General features: G+C 45.4%; 14 protein-coding genes. 6 read left to right on the top strand and 8 right to left on the bottom strand.

The features are described 5' to 3' along the window. Positions 1-3: 3 nt before the first annotated feature. From msrB (K7R11_RS10740) to K7R11_RS10720, 5 genes are all read right to left on the bottom strand, one after another. Complete coding sequence (gene msrB, locus K7R11_RS10740; protein WP_224490647.1) at positions 4-402, bottom strand: peptide-methionine (R)-S-oxide reductase MsrB; 399 nt, start codon at positions 400-402, stop codon at positions 4-6. Further along, positions 395-907, bottom strand: coding sequence for a peptide-methionine (R)-S-oxide reductase MsrB (gene msrB / locus K7R11_RS10735; protein WP_224490646.1), 513 nt, complete (start codon positions 905-907; stop codon positions 395-397). The genes msrB (K7R11_RS10740) and msrB (K7R11_RS10735) overlap by 8 nt, the downstream gene beginning before the upstream one ends. Before the next feature lie 317 nt (positions 908-1,224). Continuing rightward, positions 1,225-1,752: a hypothetical protein gene (locus tag K7R11_RS10730; RefSeq protein ID WP_224490644.1), complete on the bottom strand. Its 528-nt coding sequence runs from the start codon at positions 1,750-1,752 to the stop codon at positions 1,225-1,227. Between the two features lie 104 nt (positions 1,753-1,856). Further along, positions 1,857-2,630 carry a hypothetical protein gene (locus K7R11_RS10725; RefSeq protein WP_224490642.1) on the bottom strand — a complete coding sequence of 258 codons (774 nt, stop codon included), beginning with the start codon at positions 2,628-2,630 and terminating at the stop codon, positions 1,857-1,859. A gap of 310 nt (positions 2,631-2,940) precedes the next feature. Next, positions 2,941-3,804, bottom strand: coding sequence for an alpha/beta hydrolase (locus tag K7R11_RS10720; RefSeq protein ID WP_224490640.1), 864 nt, complete (start codon positions 3,802-3,804; stop codon positions 2,941-2,943). A 73-nt stretch (positions 3,805-3,877) separates the two neighbouring features. Here K7R11_RS10720 and K7R11_RS10715 point away from each other — a divergent pair, with 73 nt between their 5' ends. The 6 genes from K7R11_RS10715 to K7R11_RS10690 all read left to right on the top strand — a co-directional run bounded on the left by K7R11_RS10715 (position 3,878) and on the right by K7R11_RS10690 (position 14,073). Continuing rightward, positions 3,878-5,818 carry an alpha-1,4-glucan--maltose-1-phosphate maltosyltransferase gene (locus tag K7R11_RS10715; RefSeq protein WP_224490638.1) on the top strand — a complete coding sequence of 647 codons (1,941 nt, stop codon included), beginning with the start codon at positions 3,878-3,880 and terminating at the stop codon, positions 5,816-5,818. A 7-nt stretch (positions 5,819-5,825) separates the two neighbouring features. Further along, complete coding sequence (locus tag K7R11_RS10710) at positions 5,826-7,460, top strand: trehalose synthase (protein WP_224490636.1); 1,635 nt, start codon at positions 5,826-5,828, stop codon at positions 7,458-7,460. Between the two features lie 21 nt (positions 7,461-7,481). Continuing rightward, the gene (gene glgB / locus K7R11_RS10705) at positions 7,482-9,395 is read left to right on the top strand and encodes a 1,4-alpha-glucan branching protein GlgB (RefSeq protein ID WP_224490634.1); all 1,914 of its coding nucleotides are present in this window, start codon (positions 7,482-7,484) and stop codon (positions 9,393-9,395) included. A 56-nt stretch (positions 9,396-9,451) separates the two neighbouring features. Next, positions 9,452-11,851: a glycoside hydrolase family 31 protein gene (locus K7R11_RS10700; protein WP_224490632.1), complete on the top strand. Its 2,400-nt coding sequence runs from the start codon at positions 9,452-9,454 to the stop codon at positions 11,849-11,851. A gap of 28 nt (positions 11,852-11,879) precedes the next feature. Next, a complete protein-coding gene (locus K7R11_RS10695) occupies positions 11,880-12,692 on the top strand; it encodes a M48 family metallopeptidase (RefSeq protein WP_224490630.1) in 813 nt (270 codons plus the stop codon). Between the two features lie 73 nt (positions 12,693-12,765). Next, on the top strand, positions 12,766-14,073 hold the full coding sequence (locus tag K7R11_RS10690) for an MFS transporter (RefSeq protein ID WP_224490629.1): 1,308 nt from the start codon (positions 12,766-12,768) through the stop codon (positions 14,071-14,073). Positions 14,074-14,116: 43 nt separating this feature from the next. Here K7R11_RS10690 and deoC read toward each other — a convergent pair whose 3' ends face one another. The 3 genes from deoC to clpB form a co-directional block, all read right to left on the bottom strand. After that, complete coding sequence (deoC, locus tag K7R11_RS10685; RefSeq protein ID WP_224490627.1) at positions 14,117-14,773, bottom strand: deoxyribose-phosphate aldolase; 657 nt, start codon at positions 14,771-14,773, stop codon at positions 14,117-14,119. After that, complete coding sequence (locus K7R11_RS15105; protein WP_317196475.1) at positions 14,770-15,375, bottom strand: TetR/AcrR family transcriptional regulator; 606 nt, start codon at positions 15,373-15,375, stop codon at positions 14,770-14,772. The genes deoC and K7R11_RS15105 overlap by 4 nt, the downstream gene beginning before the upstream one ends. Positions 15,376-15,583: 208 nt before the next feature. Continuing rightward, a complete protein-coding gene (clpB, locus tag K7R11_RS10675) occupies positions 15,584-18,199 on the bottom strand; it encodes an ATP-dependent chaperone ClpB (RefSeq protein WP_224490625.1) in 2,616 nt (871 codons plus the stop codon). Positions 18,200-18,279 lie beyond the last annotated feature (80 nt).

Here is an 18,279-nt window from a genome sequence, read left to right as displayed (position 1 = left end):
CTGTTATTCGTCTGCATTAAAATCAAGGCTCAAAGAATTCACACAATACCTCAAGCCGGTTTCGGTAGGGCCATCGTTGAAGATGTGTCCCAGGTGTCCGCCACAGGAGGCACAGAGAATCTCTGTTCGGATCATGCCGTGACTTCTGTCCTGCTGGTATTCAATGCTTCCTTCTATGGCATTGTCAAAACTGGGCCAACCACAGCCACTGTTAAATTTCATTTCAGAGGCAAATAGCTCGCTCCCACAACCTTTGCAGCGATAGCTTCCGTTATCAAAATGGAGATTGAATTTTCCGGAATGCGGCATTTCGGTACCCTTATTTCGCAGAATGCGATAACTCTCGGGGTCCAGTTCTTTTTTCCATTCTTCTTCGGTCTTATTTACCTTATAACTACTCATTTTTATTTACACGGTTAAATTCTTGAATTGGTATAAAATCCAGGGCCACCCCGTTTACACAGTGCCTTTTTCCGGTGGTAGCTGCAGGTCCGTCGTCAAATACATGACCGAGGTGCCCGCCACACCTGGCGCAATGTTCCTCTGTTCTGGCCACTCCTATTTTGTAATCGGTGGTGTACGCAACACTTCCGGGTATTTCCCGGTCAAAGCTGGGCCAACCGCTGCCGGAATCGTATTTGTGCTCACTCCTGAAGAGCGGATTCCCGCAACCGGCACATACATAAACTCCTTCCTCTTTATTGTCCAGCAGGTCACTGCTGTTTCTCCTTTCGGTAGCTTCCTTTCTCAATACCTGGTATTCCATGTCGGTAAGCTTTTGTTTCCATTGGTCGTCACTCATCTCTACGGCATAGGAGGTCTCTCCCTTATGCTGCTCCTTGTTCTGAGCCCCGGAATTGCATGAAATAAACAAGGCGGGAATAATTAGCAATAGTGTCTTTTTCATACTTTTTTATTTAAAGTTATAGTTATTTGGTCGCAGTTACTGTTAAGAACTTATGAAAGTTTGGGGTTGGTATATGGGGATATAGGGATGTGGGGATATAGGGATGTGGGGAAGCAGGTGTGCTGTGGTATGCGTTCAGGTGCGGGTTTTCAAATTTTATAAGAAGCAACACAGAAGTTATGGAAGCCGCTTTAATATTCCGTTGCCGTGCAGATCGCTACGCTTGTTGTCTCCTTCCTGTTTCGCTCAAAATAAAAAAAGGCCATAAACACAGGGTAAACTGCATTTATGACCTTCGCATCAAGAGTAATACAAGATTACTCTATGACAATATCCATATCGGTATTGGTCAACATTTTGGAAACACTCATCACCTCGTTGATATTATTTGTGTTGATATCCCCCAGAAGATCTGCCGGTAATACCGCAACCCGCATGATGAGGTTGTCAGTGTATTGCGGATCAAGCAAGGTGTAATCTACATTACCATCCATAAAGAATTGTATATCGAAAAATGTATGATTGAATCCATAACTCAGGATACCTCCATCGTTAAAATACAAGGTTCTTGGAAGTGGTTCCCATACATCGGTACCATCAATGACATCTACCAGTACATAAGCCAGCACCACATCAGAATCAAATACTTCCAGATTTGATGGGAATTCAAAGGTCTCGAACGGAACATCTTCATTAAGTTGGGTGAAGGTTACGTTATACTCAAAAACGGTACCTATTAGTCCGTCGGCTCCATCGATGCCGGGAGGTCCCGGAGGTCCCGGATCTCCCTCGCAGGAGGTGAACAAAACGAGGGAAAGTGCTAATAAAGAGAATAGTTTTTTCATAAGATAAAGATTTTAGTACTCAGGAAATATCAATTACCCTGCCAAAAAAAAACGGACAAGAAAAAGCCCATCGTAATGGGCTTTATCATGAGGATGATTCCTTGTTAATTCTGGGTTACCTGAACCTCTGCAGGGCGTGAGCTGAGTTCGGGCATAAATACCCACATTTCGTTAGCACTGCCCTGGATGAGATTCACCCACTCGTTCATATCTTTTTCATAGCTCCCTGCACCGTGCATGGCATTATATTTTTCAGGAACGTCAGGGTTGCTTTCGGCCATATCTGCGTACTTGTCCATGAATCCTACAAGGGCCATATCCCGCCCTTCTGCAGTAGAGCCCATGACATTGGAGTAGATCCCGAAATTATCGTCTGGATAGGATTCGTGGTACAGTTTTACGAACTTCTCAACGATACCTTTTACCTTATCAAAATTACCCATTCCCATCTTAATGTCCCAAAACGTAATGTTGAGCATGTTAAGTTTAAAATCGATATTCATATTGGATAATTCCGGATGGTATTCCCAAAAAGTGGCATTGGCTTCTGTGGTCAGGGTGGGGCCTACAGCGTTCGCCCAATGATCGTTATGAGCTTTGTCCATAGGGCGTTCATCCAGATCGGCCCATGTACAGGGTCCAAGGTTCCAAATGTATTTCCCGGTATTTGGTCCGGTCATGATCTGGTAAACAGCCACTTGTCTGGGAGCCTCGGAATGGAATTGCTTGTTGTGTTCGGCAATGGCCTTATGGAATTCGGCTACCTTGGATGGATTTGGAGTGACCATGATCTGATCAAAAACTACAGTGGGGGCTTCATCTTGGGCGTAGGTGCCGATAAAGGCTACCAATGCCAACAGTACTAAAATACGTTTCATTGACTTAAAATTAATGGTTAGTTAAAAAATTGTAGGGAGCAGCTTTGGGAAGTGTTCCTTAGGAAAATCAGGAAAAGATGGGAAAGGACTTGAAGGAATGTTAAAAATACGTAAAAATTATTTGTTATAGGGTTTTATTTACTAATAATGAGGGTGTTACGTGTTTTGTCGGCAAGCGAGTGAATAGAAAGGTAGTCCGAATGATCTTTTCTTCCTTTTAATAATCAGGGCAGCGCCCTAAGTGCGCTGGTTCGCAGAAAAGTGCAGGAGCAGGGTATGGAAATTACCCGGGCTGAGCTCATTATGATAGTTATGTGAAGAACTCTGTGATTTGTCGGATCACCTTTTTGTCTCCAAGGATTTTACGATGCCCGAGTCCTTCGGTTATCATAAGTTCGCTCTCGGGAAGGTTTTTATGTATTCGGTATGCAGCTTCTACAGGAACATCCCGATCTTCGGTATCATGTATGACCAAAACCGGAAGGGCAACCTCCGGGGCAACATATTCGGCAGAGAGGGATGCCGCGTCCATGCCGGAGATCTCATCAAAATAGCGTTTCATTTGTATACCCACTACAGGTTTCAGGCCGAGTTTATCGGTGAAGTCTCTCATGATATCGGTAACCAGGTTGCCACTACCAACAAGGACCATTTTCTTAAATTTTATGCCTCTTTGCACACTGTTTAATAAGGTCATAGCCCCAAGGGAATGGCCTACGGCATATTCAAAAGGGCCGAATTCCCGGTTGATAAAGAGACAGGACTCGATAAATTCGAGCATTTGGGTGCGTTTTCCCCGGGCTTTTCCATGGGCAGGGGCATCAAAACTAATGGTGCTGTAACCGGCCTTATTCAGCGCCTCGGCGATCTTAAATAACTGCGTGCCGCGTCCGGACCATCCGTGTACCAAAAGCACTTTTTTTGAAGATTTCCCGTAATGATATACCACGATCTCTTTCCCAATGCCGGGAACGATTAGCTTTTCCTGTTTGCTCTGGCGGTCCATATCATGCTCGCGCCTGGGCATTTTAAATTTAAAAGGAGTGCAAAATATCCTGGCGGCAAACCGGGCAGCCAATGTGGGTGAAATCCATTGAAGAATCCTTGCAGGAATCTTGATAAACCCGGGAACTTGCATGTCTGCAGGGGTCTGATCTTTCATTTGGTCGGGCATGTCTGCAATTTTGAAGCGAATTTACTTAATTTGATTGCTTTTTTATATTTTTATATGACTTTAACTACCCGAAATGCAAGATCAAACACGTATTATAATTGAAAATGTGAATCCCCAGTTGCAACATGGGGATTTTTATATTAAAAGAGTAACCGGTGAAACTGTAGATATTGGAGCTGATGTCTTTGCGGATGGCCATGATATCATAGCCTGTGTGGTGCGTTATAAGCATGAAAATGAACGGAGCTGGAAAGAAGAGCGGATGGAGCACCGTGGCAATGATTACTGGACCGGCCGCTTTCGGGTGGAGAAACAAGGGTTGTATACCTACCATATTGAGGGCTGGGTCGATTATGCGCTTAACTGGCAGTATGGAATCACGAGAAAACTTGAAGATGGGCAACATGTTCGCAGTGAACTCCTGGAAGGAGCAACCTACCTGGAGGAGATCGCAGGGAAATGTTCTAAAAAGGATAAAGACTACCTGAGGGAACTCAAAGCCATATTTGAAGATGAAAATCAGTATCAGCAGGCGGTACAGGAGGCGGTTTCCGAGCGATTAAAAAATCTGTTTTTAGAGCATCCCGTTAAATTTCTTTCGGCCCGGTCTAAAGACCTGAAAGTTTACGTAGACCGCTCCAAGGCGCTGTTTTCTACATGGTATGAATTTTTCCCGAGGTCGGCTTCACCGGAAGCCGGAAAACACGGAACCTTTAAGGATTGTGAGCGGTTGCTGCCACGCATCGCCCGTATGGGGTTTGACGTTTTATATTTTCCCCCGGTGCATCCTATAGGGGAGGTAAATCGTAAAGGTAAAAACAACAGCACAGTGGCCGGTCCAGGAGACGTAGGATCTCCCTGGGGCATCGGATCTGAAAAAGGGGGGCATAAATCGCTTCATCCGGAACTGGGCACAGCACAGGATTTTAAGGACCTGGTACAAAAAGCCAAGGAACACGGCATTGAGATCGCCATGGATTTTGCCCTGCAGTGCGCTCCCGACCATCCATACGTGAAAGAACACCCATCCTGGTTTAAATGGCGTCCGGACGGAACGGTACAATACGCCGAAAACCCACCCAAGAAATACCAGGACATTCTTCCCATCTACTTTGAAACACCCGACTGGAAAAATTTATGGAAGGAATTATTAAGTATCGCCCTGTACTGGGTAGAGGAGTTTGATATCCGGATCTTCCGGGTAGATAACCCGCATACCAAACCTTTTAAATTCTGGGGTTGGCTTATTGCAGAGGTTAAAAAGAAGCATCCCGATGTCCTGTTTCTATCGGAGGCCTTTACACGGCCTAAGGTGATGCATGAGCTCGCTCGCCAGGGATTCACCCAGAGTTATACATACTTCACCTGGAGAAATAATAAGGAGGAGCTTATGGCTTATGTAAAGGAATTAAGCGGTACGGAGCAACGGGAATTCTTCCGGCCGAATTTCTGGCCAAATACCCCCGATATTAACCCATACCCCCTTCAGGGTGGGAATGAATCCATTTTTATGCAACGGTATTTCCTTGCAGCCACCCTGAGTTCGAATACCGGGGTTTACGGGCCGGTATATGAGCAAATGGTTTCTGATGCTGTACCCGGGAAAGAAGAATATCTGGATTCCGAAAAATATGAGGTTCGATATTGGAATTGGGAACAGGAGAATAAACTCACGCATATCATTACCAAAATCAACCACGCGAGAAAGCAACACCAGGCTTTGCAACAGACCAATAACATACTGTTTTGCGATACTGATAACGACCAGCTCATGGCGTGGTACAAATATGATGAGGCACGTCAGGATGAGATCCTGATGGTGGTTAACCTGGATGCATATTACTCCAAACAGGGATGGGTCCGGTTGCCTTTGCAGGAATTGGGGGTTTCCGAAGGACAACAGATCAAGATGCATGACCTGATCACAGGAAGTACATATGTATGGGATAAGGAATGGAACTATGTAGAATTGCACCCGGCATTACCTTTTCACCTGTTTCAAATATTAAAATAACAGCGCAATGAGTAAGAAATCAGAAAGTAAGGTGATCAAACCGCCCTACACTTTTAAGACCACCTGGGAAGAACTTATGGACCATCAGGACTTTTTAAAGGTATTCCTTTCTGATGTTCTTGAAAAATACATCGTGGGGCAGCGGTGGTACGGAGGGAAGAGCAGTAAGCTCAAATATATTGAACTTGCAGAGCAGTTTCGTATTCAGCAAAGCGGGGAGATTTATTACGGTCTTATTCTTGAGGTCAACTTTTACGAAGCCTTCTTTCAGCATTACTTTCTTCCCATTGCTTTTGTTACCGATGAGGCCTACGCCGAAAAGGGACGAATTCTGGAGTTATCATTGGGTGAAAAGAAAGGGTATATTGTTGATGCCGTGAACCTGGAAGCGTTCCGCAGGGTGGTTTTTCAGCGAATTCAGAGTGCAGTGCCCTTTGATACCACCAAGGTACAGTATCATAAAAGTGATAAGCTGGAACTGGAGGAATATCAATCTTCCCGCTTCATGGGAATGGAACAAAGCAATACCTCCATTATTATTAACGACAAGTACGTGATTAAATTTTTCCGGAGAATATATGCCACCAAGAATCCGGATTATGAACTCAGCAGGTTTTTATCGGAAAAGAAGGAATTTGCAAATACCCCGGCCTACATGGGGAGCATGAGTGTAAAGGATATGGAGAATATCAATATCACCATAGCCCTGATGCAATGCCTTGTGCCCAACCAGGGTGATGCCTGGGAATATATGCTCGATGAGCTGCACAAGGTGTTTTCCAACCTGGAATACAAACACATCAACATCAACCGGTTACCTCAGGCTGATATGTTCACGCGGTTAAGCATCAGGGATGTACCCCCGGAGATCATTGACTGGGCCGGTCTTAATCTGTTTCAGAAATTACAGAAACTGGGGCTGCGCACCGCGGAGATGCATGTGAACCTGGGCGCAGAGTTCGAGGATATGGCCTTTACCCCTACCCATTACAATGGAGATTATGAAGTTTGGCTGAAGAACAGGATGCTGCATCAATTTCAGAACCGGCTGAATATGGTTGAGAATAACCTGCATAAACTCGAAGGACTGGCCCTGGAGCTGGCACAAGAGTTTCTGGAACGCAAGAATGAGATCCGGAAACGTTTCGTGGATTTTGACTGGACAAGACTTAAAGGGGAACGCATTCGTATCCATGGCGATTATCACCTGGGTCAGGTTTTGGTGAAGGATGATGATTTTTATATCCTCGATTTTGAAGGCGAGCCCGAAAGCACTATCAGAGACCGGAAGGTAAAACAACCCCCTCTCAAGGATGTGGCCGGGATGTTTCGATCGTTCCATTATGCCATCTATGCGACGATCTTTAATCATGAAGAAGATTATCCCTTGACCAGGGAGCAGCTCTTTAAGGCCGGGGAGATCTTATACCGTTATATGATCGCCGTGTTCTCCGATACCTACATAGATCTGGTAAGAGCAAAAAACCTGAGTATCGGTTACCTTGGAGAACGTACCTATGTATTAAAATACTGCCTGCTTGAAAAAGCGGTATACGAACTTGGGTATGAAATGAATTCGAGGCCGCTCTGGGCGGTCATACCCCTGGAAGGGATCATGAGTATCCTGGATGAAACCGATTAAAGAATATATAATCTATATACTATGAGCAATCAGGTGCAACCGCACAGTCTTTTCACGGAATTTGATATTCATCTTTTTAAAGCCGGAAAACACTATAAACTTTACGAAAAATTCGGTGCCCACCTTATAGAAAAGGATGGGGTAAAAGGATGTTATTTTGCCGTTTGGGCCCCCAGTGCCAAGGCTGTATCGGTAATCGGAGATTTTAATTACTGGCTGGAAGGCGATCATCCGCTCCAGGTGCGTTGGGACGGCTCAGGGATCTGGGAGGGTTTTATCCCGGAGATCACCCAGGGTGCCCGCTATAAGTTTAAGATACATTCTCATCACAACGATATTAAAACCGAAAAGGCAGACCCATATGCCTTTTATTGTGAAAAACCTCCGCAAACTGCATCCCTTACCTGGAAGCACGACTACCATTGGAAAGACGCCTCCTGGATGGCAACCCGGGAGGAGCACAATGCCCTGGACCGCCCGTTCTCTGTATACGAGCTGCACCTGGGGTCGTGGAAACGAAAGGTGGAAGATGGAGGAAGGGCTTTAAATTATGTGGAGCTGGCAGAGGAGCTGGTGGCCTATGTCACAAAAATGCAATTTACCCATGTCGAATTCATGCCGGTAATGGAATATCCCTACGATCCGTCCTGGGGGTACCAGCTCACCGGGTACTTCGCGCCAACTTCCAGATTCGGAAAGCCAGAAGACCTCATGCTTCTGATCGATAAACTGCACCAGGCGGGTGTGGGTGTGCTCCTGGACTGGGTGCCCTCCCATTTCCCGGAAGATGCACATGGATTAGGATTTTTTGATGGATCACATTTGTATGAACATCCAGACAGAAGGCGTGGTTATCACCCGGATTGGAAAAGCCTGATATTTAATTACGGCCGTAATGAGGTCAAATCTTTCCTGATCAGTAATGCCTTTTTCTGGTTGGATAAGTTTCATGCTGACGGACTTAGGGTTGATGCCGTAGCTTCCATGCTTTATCTCGATTACAGCCGGGAAGAAGGGGAATGGGAGCCCAATGAATTTGGGGGCAGAGAGAACCTGGAGGCCATCGCTTTTATGAAAGACCTCAACGAAGCGGTTTACAGTACCTTTAAAGGGATTCAGACCATAGCAGAAGAGTCAACTTCCTTTCCAATGGTTACCAAGCCTGTATCTCTGGGAGGATTAGGATTTGGAATGAAGTGGATGATGGGCTGGATGCACGACACCCTGGAGTATTTTAAGAAGGATTCCATACATCGTCGTCACCATCAGAATGATATTACTTTTAGTATGACCTATGCCTTTACCGAAAACTTTATGCTGCCTTTGAGTCATGATGAGGTCGTATATGGGAAAAAGTCCATTTTGGGTCGTATGCCGGGAGATGAATGGCAGCGTTTTGCCAACCTTCGCTTGTTATTTAGCTATATGTATACGCATCCGGGAGGTAAACTTCTTTTTATGGGGGGCGAATTCGGACAGGGAGAAGAGTGGAATTTTCAAAACAGCCTGGACTGGCATTTATTGCAGTACCCCAGTCACCAGGGAATACAACAGCTGGTTACCGACCTGAATAAACTTTATAGGAAGGAACCGGCTTTACATGAAAAGCAATTCTCTTCAGAAGGTTTCGAATGGATAAATTACGGAGATGCAGAGAATTCGGTACTGGTATTTATGCGAAAGGGACACAAGGAAGAAAATCACCTGGTTATAGCCTGTAATATGACCCCGGTGCCCCGGGAAGATTACCGCATCGGTCTGCCATCCGGGAAGTCTCTGGTTCAGGTGTTTAACAGTGATTATAAAAAGTACGGAGGAAGTGGTATGAGCAATAAAAAATCGATAGACATCCTCGATAGTCCATGGAACGGAAGAGAGAAATCGGCATCTGTTGTTTTGCCGCCCCTGGCTATGGTAGCCTTTTATATTTCGTAGTTTTTTAGGTGACAGTATAAGGAAATCTCTTATTTTAGGGAGCGAAAAATGAAGATATGATCACCAATACAGAACTTGAATATAAAGGGAATTTATACCCCACCCATATACTAAATTATAAAAAGGATGTCGACAAGGTAACCTTCACTACAGAAAACCTGGTAAGCCTTCAGATCACTGTTTTAAGAGACAGCATCCTACGGTTTCGTTACGCCACCGAAGAGGGGTTCGAATCGGATTTCTCCTATGCTATATCTGAAGATGCCAATTATGGATATAATCATCTGGAGGTGGTTGAGGAACCCACTTATTACAGGGTATTAACAGCAAAACTTGAAGTCAGGATTTCTAAAAAAGACCTGAGGATTGCCGTCCTTGACCTGGAGGGGAATATCATTAACGAAGATGAGCTGGGTTTTCACTGGGAAGAGAGTTACCATTACGGTGGTAATATTGTAAAGATGAGCAAACACGCTCAGGAATCGGAAAGCTATTACGGCATGGGCGATAAACCTTCTCAGTTGAACATGAGAGGGAAGCGGGTAGAGAACTGGAATACCGATCAATATGCATTCGGAAAAGATCAGAATCCGCTTTACAAGGCAGTTCCTTTTTATCTGGGGCTGCATCACAAAACGGCTTACGGAATCTTTTTTGACAATACCTTTAAAACCCATTTCGATTTCTGCCATGAGCGAAGAAATGTGACCTCGTTCTGGGCCGATGGGGGAGAGATGAACTATTATTTCATTTACGGGCCTAAGGTGTCTGAAGTGGTACACGGATATACAGACCTTACCGGTAAACCCGAACTTCCTCCTCTATGGACACTCGGGTTTCAACAGTGTAAGTGGAGCTATTATCCGGAGAGCAGGGTAAAAGAGGTTACCAGAACCTTTCGCGCGATGAAGATTCCCTGTGATGCGATCTACCTGGATATCGATTATATGGATGGTTTTCGTTGTTTTACCTGGAACAAAGACTACTTTCCCGACCCTAAGGGAATGGTAAAAGAGCTTCTGGAAGATGGTTTTAAGACCGTTGCGATCATTGATCCGGGAATAAAGATCGATAAGGATTACCCGGTGTATCGGGAAGCTGTGGAGAAGGATTATTTCTGTAAAAGGGCCGATGGGCCTTATATGAAGGGAAAGGTGTGGCCCGGAGAATGCAATTTCCCGGATTTTACCAATCCTGAAGTGCGGGAGTGGTGGGCAGGGCTCTACAAGGAGCTGATTGCTGAAGTGGGCGTTCGCGGTATCTGGAATGACATGAATGAACCGGCAGTGATGGAAGTGCCGGGGAAAACCTTTCCTGACGATGTACGCCACAATTATGACGGGCATCCCTGCAGTCACCGAAAAGCCCATAACATTTACGGGATGCAAATGGCCAGGGCCACCTATGAAGGCATGCGAAAGTACACCTTCCCAAAACGTCCTTTTGTAATTACCAGGGCAGCGTATTCGGGAGCTCAGCGCTATACCTCTTCCTGGACCGGAGATAATGTGGCTACCTGGGAACATCTCTGGATCGCCAATGTACAGGTGCAGCGGATGTGTCTTAGCGGGATGTCTTTCACCGGATCTGATATCGGCGGATTTGCCGAGCAGCCTTCCGGAGAACTCTTTACGCGATGGATACAGCTGGGAGTTTTTCATCCGTTCTGCAGGGTGCATTCCAGCGGAGATCACGGCGATCAGGAACCCTGGTCGTTTGATAGCGAGGTTACAGACATTACCAGAAAATTCATTGAACTGCGCTATAAGTTGTTGCCCTACCTCTATACCATGTTCTGGGAATATATGAACGACGGTGTTCCAATGTTAAAGTCTTTGGTGTATTACGATCAGGAAGATCAGCACACGCATTACAGGAATGATGAGTTCATTTTCGGGAATCACATGTTGGTATGCCCGATCCTGGAACCCAATGCCAAGGGGAGAAGAATGTACCTGCCCAGGGGTAACTGGTATAACTATTGGACAGATGAAAAGCTGTTGGGAGGAAAGGAAACCTGGGTAGAGTCTGACCTGGATACCATCCCCTTATTTGTTAAAGAGGGAGCCATTATCCCGGTATGGCCGGTGCAGCAATATGTGGGGGAGAAGGTGATCGAAGAGCTGAAGCTGGAAGTATATTATACCGAAGGTACTGAAATATCCAGGGTTTATGAGGATGCCGGGGACGGATTTGATTACAGGAAGGGCCGTTACAGCCTGAGAAAGTTCCGTCTTACGGGAAGAAAGAATGAGTTGATCATTCAGCATTTTAAGGAAGGGAAGTACGATACGACCTATGAACATTTTAAAATAAAGCTTCACGGTATCCCCTTTAAAGTGAAGGCGATTCAATTGGATAATGCCGAGATCCCCTTTAGCGAAGTAAAGCTTAACGGAGATCAGAGTATGGTAATACCAAAGAACTTTACGGAATTACACATCATAGGAGAATAGTTTTTTATACCTGCTAAATTAATATTTGATGAAGAAGTTACTTAAAGTTTCTGTTTTTCTGTTGTTGATAGTTTCCTGTAAAACCAATCCGTTTACAGGTAAACAAACCCTCAATTTTCAGGATAACAGCAGTTTGTTTCCAACTGCATTTAAACAATACAATGCATTTTTAGCGGAAAACGAGGTGATAACCGGTACCGCCGAAGCCGAAAAGATCAAGCGGGTCGGGCAACGCATCAAGAATGCCGCAGAGACCTGGTTCGATACCAATGGTTACCCCGGTTACCTGAAGGATTACCAGTGGGAATTTAATCTGGTAAAAAGTGAAGACCTCAATGCCTGGTGTATGCCCGGAGGAAAGATTGTATTTTATACCGGAATCCTGCCTGTTTGTGAGTCGGAAGCAGGCATTGCGGCCGTTATGGGACATGAGATCGCTCATGCTCTGGCCGATCACGGGGCACAACGCATGAGTGCAGGGACCCTGCAACAGGTGGGTCTGGTGGTAGGAAACGTCGCTACCATGAACGACAGTGATAAGAACCTTTTGTTTAATGCTGCCTATGGGGTAGGATCCAGTGTAGGAGTGATGCTGCCTTTTAGCCGAAGTCATGAAACTGAAGCCGACATTATCGGGCAACGCCTGATGGCTATTGCAGGATATGATCCGATGGAAGCTGCCAATCTTTGGGTACGCATGGAAAAGACCAACGGCAGTGGCCCGCCGGAAATCCTCAGCACGCACCCCAGCAGCAGTACGAGGATTCAAAATCTCAGAGAAAACGCCCCGAATGCAAAAGCGGAGGCCCGGAAATACGGGGTGACAAATTTTGAAAAATAACCCGGTAGAAGGATTAATTCAATATATTAGCCGCCGTTCCTTTAAAAGAACGGCTTTTTTATACCCTAAAACTATGAAACAATTGGAAAAAGGAAGCAGAAAACTGCTCCATGCCTGGGCATTCTATGACTGGTCTAATTCGGTTTACAGTTTAACGATTGCCTCCGCAATTTTCCCTTTGTACTACGGGGCTTTATTCCGGGAAGCGGGTATAGAGAAAGTTGAGGTCTTTGGCGGGATGATCGCCAGGGCCCCTCTTATCATGTATGTTACTGCAGCCGCATTCTTCGTGATTTCCATTATCAGTCCGATCCTGTCCGGAGTTGCCGATTATGTGGGAAATAAAAAGATGTTCCTTAAGTTTTTCTGTTATCTCGGATCCCTTTCCAGTATTGGACTCTACTGGTTCAGCCTTGAAAATTTGTATTACGGTTTGATTGTTTATTTTCTCGGATTGATCGGGTTTTGGGGGAGTTTGGTATTCTACAATTCCTATCTGCCGGATATAGCCTATCCTGAGCAACAGGATGACATAAGCGCCAAAGGGTATTCCTGGGGGTATATCGGGAGTGTACTTCTTCTGGTGATCAATTTAATCATGATCCTTAAATACGATTGGTTTGGCTTTGTGGGTGCTGGTTTACCCACCCGGTTGTCTTTTGTTATGGTAGGGGTCTGGTGGGCAGGTTTTGCCCAGTACAGTTTTTATTTCCTGCCACACGGGAATGAGAACCGTGGAAAGGTACACAGGGAAGTTCTGTTCAGTGGCTTCAGGGAATTAAAAATGGTATGGAACAATCTGGGAGAAGACCGAAGGTTGAAACGCTATTTAGGAGCTTTTTTTGTCTACAGCATGGGGGTGCAAACGGTAATGCTGGTGGCCTCTTATTTTGCTGAAGAAGAGTTAGCCTGGGGGAGTGCAGAAGAACGTACCATGGGACTTATCGTTTCTATCCTGCTCATACAGCTGGTGGCCATACTCGGTGCCTGGTTAACCTCAAAGGCCTCATTTTTATACGGGAATATCCCTGCACTTATCGGGATAAATATCATATGGGTAGGTATTTGTATCTATGCTTATTTTATTGAAACCCCGCAGCAGTTTTATGTAACTGCTGCTATCGTGGGACTGGTCATGGGAGGAATTCAGGCCTTGTCACGGTCTACCTATTCTAAATTCCTGCCCAAAACGCCCGATACTACCTCGTACTTCAGTTTTTACGATGTTTCCGAAAAAGTGGGAATTGTAATAGGAATGTCACTTTACGCCCTAATAGCTCAACTCAGTGAAAGTGTTCGGAATTCGGTGATCTTCATAGGGATTGCTTTTGTTCTGGGGATTATACTCCTGTTAAGAGTGCCCCGAAATCCAAAAGCTTAATGGTTCGGGTGCCTGATTCCATAGGGGAAGGCCTGAGTCTTAATTAAGATTTACCAAAGGAACCGACCATTTTTACTCCACTGGAAGTTCCAATTCGTCCGGCTCCGGCCTCGATAAATTTCATGGCATCCTCGTAATTACGAATGCCTCCTGAAGCCTTGATCGCTGCAGAATTCCCGATGGTATTTTTTATGATTTTAATATCTTCCAGGGATGCACCCCGATTACCAAAACCGGTGGAGGTCTTAACGAAATCTGCTCCCCCTTCAACCACCGTTCTCGCGCAATTAACGATTTCTTCTTTGGTGAGGTTGGCAGTTTCAATAATTACTTTAAGTACGGCACCACCTATGACATCCTTTACAAAGTGTACTTCCTGAAGGATCTTGTGATATTCATTTTCCTTGACCCACCCCTGGTTTATGACCATATCAATTTCAGAGGCCCCATGCGCAATGGCATCTTCTGCCTCACGAACCTTTGCCGTGGTAGAGCCGGCACCCAGCGGAAAACCTACAACGGCGCATACCACTACTTCGGAATCCCGAAGAAGTTCCCGGCACTGTTGAACATGGCACCCATGAACACATACCGAATGAAAACTGTAGATCATAGCCTCTTCACATAGGCTTTCAATAGCTTTGCCAGTGGCCAGAGGGTCCAGGAGGGTGTGATCTATATAGCTGCTGATGGGATTCATGAAGAAGTGGTTTTAAAGCGTTGGTTCATGGTGTCAATAATAACATTCATGGCATCTCTGAGATAGGAGGGATCATTGGTAACCTGGGTCATGTAAACGGCACCCTGGATCAGCGAATAAAACCTCTTTGAATAGACATCACCCTTGATATTCCTTCGAATAGCCCCGTTCAGTTTTCCCTTTTCAATTAAGCTGGCCATGATCATTTCAATATGGTGGATGGCCTCCTGTACCTTTCTGGTCATATCGCCATTCTGGAATTTACTGTCTGTTCCAAAGTTAACGATCGGGCACCCGCCTATAGCATCTGTGAATTCGTAATATCCTTTATAGAAATTTGCAAACTGTAATAAGGCTTCCATAGGATCGTTTTCTAAAGCTACCTGCTGTTCCAGGTTGGAAATTACCAGGTTGGCCAGATGGTCGAAACAATACAAATAAAGCGTTTCCTTATTCTCAAAATTCCCGTAAACAGCTCCTTTGGTGAGACCGGTGGCAGAAGTAATATCATTAAGGCTGGTTGCGGCATACCCCTTTCTGTTGAAGATTGGGGCAATGGTCTGTACAATGAATTGGGTGGTTCTTTCTGCTTTTGTGGTCATAACCAGGGTTTCACATGACCAATATAATAATACTGATTGGTATTTTCCAAGATTCTTTCCTAAGGATTATAAAAAAAGCCCCTTCCGTATTCCGAAAGGGGCTTACTAACCAACCAACTTAAAACTAAATAATTCAATCACGAATTATCTACCTTCATCTTAAGCAAACTATCGGGTGAATAGTCGCTGCTTATTTGCATTCCTTACATTATATATCCGCTTTATTCACCAGGTCATCCTGATTGCGAAAAACGATCTCATCGTTAAAGGCATCGAGCAGTATAATACTGTCTGTACTTATTTTCCCGGACAAAATCTCTTTAGAAAGTTCATTCATCACTTCTTTCTGTATTACTCTTTTCACCGGCCGCGCTCCGTATTGAGGGTCATACCCTCGTTTTGCCAGGTGATCCACCGCTTCAGGGGTTGCATCCATGGTAATGCCCTGTTTGGCTACCATACGAGTCACTTGCTTTAATTGCAACTCCACAATATTCCTGATGTTGTCTTCCGTAAGCGGGGTAAACATGATGATGTCATCGATCCGATTCAGAAATTCAGGCCGTACACTTTGCTTGAGCAACCCAAGAACTTCCACCTTGGCTGCCTCTGTGGCGCTGTTGATGTCATTGGTGTTTTCGAATTTCTCCTGAATGATATGACTCCCCATATTACTGGTCATGATAATGATAGTGTTCTTAAAATCTGCCAGGCGGCCCTTGTTATCTGTGAGGCGGCCTTCATCCAAAACCTGTAACAGGATGTTGAATGTATCGGGATGGGCTTTCTCGATCTCATCGAGCAGCACTACCGAGTAGGGTTTTCGTCGTACGGCTTCAGTAAGCTGCCCGCCTTCATCATAACCCACATATCCCGGAGGTGCTCCTACCAGGCGACTTACTGCATGCCTTTCCTGGTATTCACTCATATCGATTCGGGTCATTGCGCTTTCATCGTCAAACAAATATTCGGCCAGAGCTTTTGCAAGTTCAGTTTTACCGACCCCGGTAGTACCCAGGAACAGAAAGGAACCGATAGGCTTTTTCATATCCTGTAACCCTGCCCGGCTTCTGCGGATCGCATCAGACACACTTTGGATGGCCTCTTCCTGACCTACCACACGTCTGTGCAATTCATCTTCCAGTCGTAAAAGTTTTTCCCGTTCACTCTGGAGCATTTTAGTCACAGGAATCCCGGTCCACTTGGCCACTACCTCGGCAATATCCTCGTTGGTCACTTCTTCCTTGATGAGACTTTTACCACTTTCCTGCTGTTGTCGCAGCTCGTCCTGGCTCTTCTCCAGGGCTTCCTGGGCCTCTTTGATCTTCCCGTAACGCAACTCAGCCACCTTTCCGTAATCGCCTTCCCTTTCAGCCTTTTCGGCCTCCAGTTTGAACTGTTCGATATCCTCTTTGGTTGCCTGTACCTTATCGACGATCTCTTTTTCGCTGGACCATTTAGCAAAAACCTCATGCCGCTCTTCCTTGAGGTTGGCCAGTTCGGCATTCAGACTTTTGAGCTTGCTTTCATCATCTTCCCTTTTTATGGCTTCGATCTCGATCTCGAGCTGCATGATCTTACGATCAAGTACATCCAGGTCTTCGGGTTTTGAATTGATCTCCATCCGGAGCTTGGAAGCAGCCTCATCCATCAGGTCTATGGCCTTGTCCGGTAAAAATCGGTTGGTGATATACCGTTGAGACAATTCAACTGCAGCAATAATGGCTTCATCCTTGATCCGTACCTTGTGGTGGGTTTCATATTTTTCCTTTATTCCCCGAAGAATGGAAATGGCACTTTCCGTATCCGGCTCATTCACCATTACTTTCTGGAATCGCCTTTCCAGGGCCTTATCCTTTTCAAAATATTTTTGATACTCATCCAGAGTAGTAGCTCCAATAGCGCGGAGTTCACCTCTGGCCAGGGCGGGTTTCAAAATATTTGCGGCGTCCATGGCACCTTGTCCGCCACCGGCCCCCACCAAGGTGTGTATTTCATCAATAAAAAGCACAATGTTGCCATCTGAAGAGGTCACCTCTTTGATAACCGCCTTAAGTCGCTCTTCAAATTCCCCCTTGTATTTCGCACCGGCGATCAGCGCTCCCATATCGAGAGAGAAAATCTGCTTGTCCTTGAGATTCTCCGGAACATCGCCCTGAATAATCCTGTGGGCAAGTCCTTCAGCAATAGCCGTTTTACCAACTCCCGGTTCACCAACCAGCATGGGGTTGTTCTTTGTTCTCCTGGAAAGAATTTGCAGGACCCTTCTGATCTCCTCGTCCCGGCCGATAACAGGGTCGAGCTTTCCGTCGTTGGCAAGCTGGTTCAGGTTCTTTGCATACTTGTTCAGGGAATTATAGGTGTCTTCTGCACTGGCGGAAGTTACCCGGTCTCCCTTGCGCAGTTCTTCAAGGGCTGCCTGTATAGCCTTCTCGGTGACTCCCTGATCCTTGAGCATTTGTGCCACCTTACTTCTGGATTTAAAAATCGCCCAGAACAGGTGTTCTACACTTACATACTCATCTTTCATTTTTTTGGCCAGGTTTCCGGCCTCGTTAAGCGTGGTCCCTGCATCTCTGGACAACATAAGCTCTGCACCTTCCACTTTAGGGAAGCTTATCAAGGTGCTGTCTACCATCTGCGAGAGCAGACTGATATTTACGTTCAGCTTTTTTAGAATATAAGGAATCACATTTTCATCCACCTCTAAAAGGGCCTTGAAAATATGTTCGTTCTCTATTTGCTGATGACCATAGCCCTGAGCGATCTGCTGGGCTTGCTGTATGGCCTCCTGCGATTTTATGGTGAAATTATTTAAATTCATATGCTTAATTTCCTTTTTACAATTATCTTATGCCTGCATGAAGTCAATAAATATTCCAAAGCATATAATCGGTCAAAATG

Origin of the sequence: Robertkochia flava, assembly GCF_020166515.1 — a bacterium.
Taxonomy (GTDB): Bacteria; Bacteroidota; Bacteroidia; order Flavobacteriales; family Flavobacteriaceae; genus Robertkochia; species Robertkochia flava.
Note: the sequence above shows the minus strand (reverse complement) of the source record. Positions and strands in the feature narration are given on the sequence as shown.